This is a genomic window from Streptomyces sp. NPDC056948, assembly GCF_042674225.1.
In the GTDB taxonomy this organism is placed as follows: Bacteria; Actinomycetota; Actinomycetes; order Streptomycetales; family Streptomycetaceae; genus Streptomyces; species Streptomyces purpurascens.
In genome coordinates this window covers 1-4488 of the sequence record NZ_JBHUQX010000582.1, presented here as the reverse complement: position 1 = coordinate 4488, position 4488 = coordinate 1, and the positions used below count along the sequence as shown (strand labels likewise).

Genomic DNA, 4488 nt, shown 5'->3' with positions numbered 1-4488 from the left:
GGTCTCGGTGTCCTCGCTGTCCGCGCCCTCGACGGTGTCGAGCTCGTCCTCGACGGACTCGACAGGCTCGATGGCGTCGTTCACGTTCGGGTCAGACACGGTGGCTGCTTCTTCCTGGATACATAGGGGTGGAACATGCGAAAGGAGCGCCGGGTGCCTCGGCGCTCTTCGCGGGCTGCTCAGCCGAACACGTACTTGGCGGCGTTGCTGAGTCCATAGTCAATCACGGTGACCAGGCCGATCATGATGACGACGAAGATGATCACCACGGTCGTGTACGTCGTGAGCTGGTTGCGCGACGGCCAGACGACCTTGCGCAGCTCCGCGACGATCTGGCGGTAAAAGAGGGCCAGGCGCCTCAGCGGGCCCTTCTTGCCGCGCTTGCCGCCCTTGCGGGCCTTCTTGGACTCCGGCGCCTCATCCTGGGCATCAGGCATGTCGATGGAGCCCACGGCGTCCGTCACTCGTCCTCACCTGATTCCGGGTCGTGGCCGTGCCGCGCCCGGTCTGAGCCGCACGGCGGTGCATTGCTGTACGTACATGCGCACACATCCTGGCGAAGGAGTGTGTAGCAGGGCCGGAGGGACTTGAACCCCCAACCGCTGGTTTTGGAGACCAGTGCTCTACCAATTGAGCTACGACCCTTTGTGTGTCCCCCAACGTACCGCATCCATCCGGATGCGTGGTGTGCACCGAACGGGCGCGGCCTGCTGAAGGCCAACGAGGTGAGAGTGTACGTGCTCTGCGGCCGGTCGTCGAACAGAAAGGGCCCGCGGGAGGCCTTGTTGGCGCGAGATCGCCCCGGGAACCGGGGGCGGGCGGCGGGCCCGAGGCTGAAGATCGCCCAGGCCGGGCGGTCGATCCGTACTGTTGTTCAGGGGTTTGCCCGACGTTGTTCAGTCTGTGAAACCCCCGTGCCGCGAGCGTTTCCGGTCTGAAACGATGGGGCCCATGAGCCCTGCAACCCCTCCCACCGAGCGCCGGGTCTCCGCCCGAGTCGGCGCGATCTCCGAGTCCGCCACCCTCGCCGTGGATGCCAAGGCCAAGGCCCTCAAGGCCGCCGGGCGGCCGGTGATCGGCTTCGGCGCCGGTGAGCCCGACTTCCCGACCCCGGACTACATCGTCGAGGCCGCGATCGAGGCCTGCAAGAACCCGAAGTTCCACCGCTACACGCCGGCCGGTGGTCTGCCCGAGCTGAAGGCCGCGATCGCCGCGAAGACGCTGCGCGACTCGGGCTACGAGCCCGACGTCTCGCAGATCCTCGTCACCAACGGCGGCAAGCAGGCCATCTACGAGGCCTTCGCCGCGATCCTCGACCCGGGCGACGAGGTCATCGTGCCCGCGCCGTACTGGACGACGTACCCGGAGTCGATCCGGCTGGCCGGGGGTGTCCCGGTGGAGGTCGTCGCCGACGAGACGACCGGCTACCGGGTGTCCGTGGAGCAGCTTGAGGCGGCCCGTACGGAGAAGACCAAGGTGGTCCTCTTCGTGTCGCCCTCCAACCCGACGGGCGCGGTGTACAGCGAGACCGAGACCGAGGCGATCGGCCGCTGGGCCGCCGAGCACGGTCTGTGGGTGCTGACCGACGAGATCTACGAGCACCTGGTCTACGGCGACGCGTCCGCCGTGTCGCTGCCGGCCGTGGTGCCCGAGCTGCGCGACAAGTGCGTCGTGGTCAACGGTGTCGCGAAGACGTACGCGATGACCGGCTGGCGGGTCGGGTGGATCATCGGCCCGAAGGACGTGGTCAAGGCCGCGACGAACCTGCAGTCCCACGCCACGTCGAACGTGTCCAACGTGGCGCAGGTGGCGGCGCTGGCCGCCGTCTCGGGTGACCTGGACGCCGTCGCGAAGATGCGCGAGGCGTTCGACCGGCGCCGCAAGACCATCGTGCGGATGCTGAACGAGATCGACGGCGTGGTGTGCCCGGAGCCGGAGGGCGCGTTCTACGCGTACCCGTCGGTGAAGGCGCTGGTCGGCAAGGAGATCCGGGGGCGCCGGCCCAAGGACACGGTCGAGCTGGCCGCGCTGATCCTGGAGGAGTCCGAGGTCGCGGTGGTGCCGGGCGAGGCGTTCGGCACGCCCGGATACCTGCGGCTGTCGTACGCGCTGGGTGACGAGGATCTCGTCGAGGGCGTGAGCCGGATCCAGAAGCTGCTGGCGGAGGCCAGGGACTGACCACTCATGTGAGTAGTCGCGGCGGGCCGTTCCCCTTGTGGGAGCGGCCCGCTTTCTCGTGTGCGCGTGCGAGCAAGACCACGTTCGGGGAAAACGCTGGAGGGACGGCTGAGGCATACGGCAGGATCCTGGGATGGAGCGTGTACGTGATGTCTCTGAACTGCCGAAAGCCCATCTGCACCTGCACTTCACCGGGTCGATGCGGCCCTCGACCGTGCTGGAACTGGCCGACAAGTACGGGGTGCGCCTGCCCGACGCGCTGACCGAGGCGCTGGTCAGCGGGGAGCCGCCGAGACTGCGGGCGACGGACGAGCGGGGCTGGTTCCGCTTTCAGCGGCTGTACGACGCGGCGCGCTCGTGTCTGCGGGAGCCGGAGGACATCCAGCGGCTGGTGCGGGAGGCCGCGGAGGAGGATGTGCGGGACGGCTCGGGGTGGCTGGAGATCCAGGTCGACCCGACGTCGTACGCGCCGCGGCTGGGGGGTCTGATCCCGGCGCTGGAGGTCATCCTCGACGCGGTGGAGACGACGTCGCGTGAGACGGGGCTCGGTATGCGGGTCCTGGTCGCGGCGAACCGGATGAAGCACCCGCTGGACGCGCGCACCCTGGCCCGGCTGGCGGTGCGGTACGCGGACCGGGGCGTGGTGGGCTTCGGGCTCTCCAACGACGAACGCCGGGGGATGGCACGGGACTTCGACCGGGCGTTCGGCATCGCGCGCGAGGCCGGGCTGTTGTCGGCGCCGCACGGGGGCGAGCTGACGGGGCCGTCGTCAGTGCGGGACTGTCTGGACGACCTGGGTGCGAACCGGGTGGGGCACGGGGTCCGGGCGGCGGAGGACCCGCGGCTGCTGAAGCGTCTGGCCGACCGGGGCGTGACGTGTGAGGTGTGCCCGGCGTCGAACGTGGCGCTCGGTGTCTACGAGAAGCCGGAGGACGTACCCCTGCGGACCTTGTTCGAGGCGGGTGTCCCGATGGCTCTGGGCGCGGACGACCCGCTGCTGTTCGGGTCCCGGCTGGCGGCGCAGTACGAGATCGCGCGGCAGCATCACGGGTTCACGGATGCGGAGCTGGCGGAGGTGGCCCGGCAGTCGGTACGTGGTTCGGCGGCACCGCAGGGTGTGAAGGAGAAGCTGCTGGCGGGGGTGGACAGCTGGTTGCTGTCGTGACACCCGGCCTCTCCTACTGGAGGCTGACCCCGACCGTCACCGGCTCGTTGACCAGCGTGATCCCGAAGGCGTCGTGGACACCGGCCACGACCTCACGGGCCAGGGTGAGGAGGTCCTCCGTGGTCGCACTCCCCCGGTTGGTGAGGGCCAGGGTGTGCTTGGTGGAGATGCGGGCGGGGCCGTCGCCGTAGCCCTTGGTGAAGCCCGCCTTGTCGATCAGCCAGGCGGCGGAGGTCTTGGTGTGGCTCTCTCCCGCCGGGTAGGCGGGGGGCTCGGCGTCGTCGCCCAGGCGCTGCTTCACGCGCGCGCGGAACGTCGCGAAGTCGGTGTCGGTGAGGATTGGGTTGGTGAAGAAGGAGCCGGCCGACCAGGTGTCGTGGTCGTCGGCGTCCAGGACCATGCCCTTGCCGGCGCGCAGCTTGAGCACCGTGTCCCGCGCGGATGCGAGGGGGACGCGGTCGCCCGCTTCGACGCCGAGGGCGCGGGCCGTCTCGGCGTACCGGAGGGGGGCGGAGAGGCCGCCGGCGTCCTCCAGGGAGAAGCGCACGCGCAGCACCACGAAGCGCTCCGGGTCGGATTTGAAGCGGCTGTGGCGGTAGGAGAAGGCGCAGTCCTCGTTGGCCAGCGTGAGCGTCTCGCCGGTCCGGCGGTCGTACGCGACGACCTCGGTGATCGTCGAGGAGACCTCCTGACCGTACGCCCCGACGTTCTGGATGGGGGTCGCGCCCGCCGAGCCGGGGATGCCGGCCAGGCACTCGACGCCGGCGAGGCCAGCCTCGACCGTGCGGGCGACGGCGTCGGTCCACACCTCGCCGGCGGCCAGCTCCAGGCGCGTGCCGTCGAGGGAGAAGCCCTGGGTGGCGATGACGAGGGCGGTGCCCTCGAAGCCCTTGTCGCCGATGACCAGGTTCGAGCCGCCGCCGATGAGCAGCAGGGGGGTGCCCGCCTCGTCGGCTTCGCGGACGGCGGCGATCACCTCGTCGTCCGTGGTCGCGGTGATCAGCCGGGTCGCGGGGCCGCCCAGCCGGAAGGTGGTCAGCGGGGCGAGGGGGGCGTCGTGGAGTTCCTGCACGGGCTCAAGAGTACGAGACGGCACTGACAGGCTCGGGCACGCGTGCGTGCGGCCCCTTCGGAAGGAAGTGGGC

Annotated in this window: 4 protein-coding genes, 1 tRNA gene and 1 pseudogene; 2 read left to right on the top strand and 4 right to left on the bottom strand. The window is 70.0% G+C overall.

Translation table 11 applies throughout. The features are described from left to right. The 3 genes and pseudogenes from ACFTZL_RS41510 to ACFTZL_RS41500 all read right to left on the bottom strand — a co-directional run. Positions 1-183 (bottom strand): annotated as a pseudogene (locus ACFTZL_RS41510) (transcription termination/antitermination protein NusG); the annotation flags it as partial. Next, a complete protein-coding gene (gene secE / locus ACFTZL_RS41505) occupies positions 180-464 on the bottom strand; it encodes a preprotein translocase subunit SecE (RefSeq protein ID WP_382594759.1) in 285 nt (94 codons plus the stop codon). The pseudogene ACFTZL_RS41510 and the gene secE, both read right to left, overlap by 4 nt. 108 nt (positions 465-572) lie before the next feature. Further along, a tRNA-Trp gene (locus ACFTZL_RS41500) sits at positions 573-645 on the bottom strand. A gap of 306 nt (positions 646-951) precedes the next feature. Here ACFTZL_RS41500 and ACFTZL_RS41495 point away from each other — a divergent pair. Both ACFTZL_RS41495 and ACFTZL_RS41490 read left to right on the top strand, forming a co-directional pair. Then, positions 952-2178, top strand: a complete 1227-nt coding sequence (locus ACFTZL_RS41495) for a pyridoxal phosphate-dependent aminotransferase (protein WP_382594756.1) — start codon at positions 952-954, stop codon at positions 2176-2178. A gap of 133 nt (positions 2179-2311) precedes the next feature. Beyond that, entirely contained in the window at positions 2312-3343 is a 1032-nt protein-coding gene (locus tag ACFTZL_RS41490) for an adenosine deaminase (RefSeq protein WP_382594753.1), read from the top strand. A 13-nt stretch (positions 3344-3356) separates the two neighbouring features. On the opposite strand, the gene ACFTZL_RS41485 is transcribed toward ACFTZL_RS41490, so the two are convergent. After that, on the bottom strand, positions 3357-4415 hold the full coding sequence (locus tag ACFTZL_RS41485; RefSeq protein WP_382594750.1) for a UDP-N-acetylmuramate dehydrogenase: 1059 nt from the start codon (positions 4413-4415) through the stop codon (positions 3357-3359). Between the last annotated feature and the right edge of the window lie 73 nt (positions 4416-4488).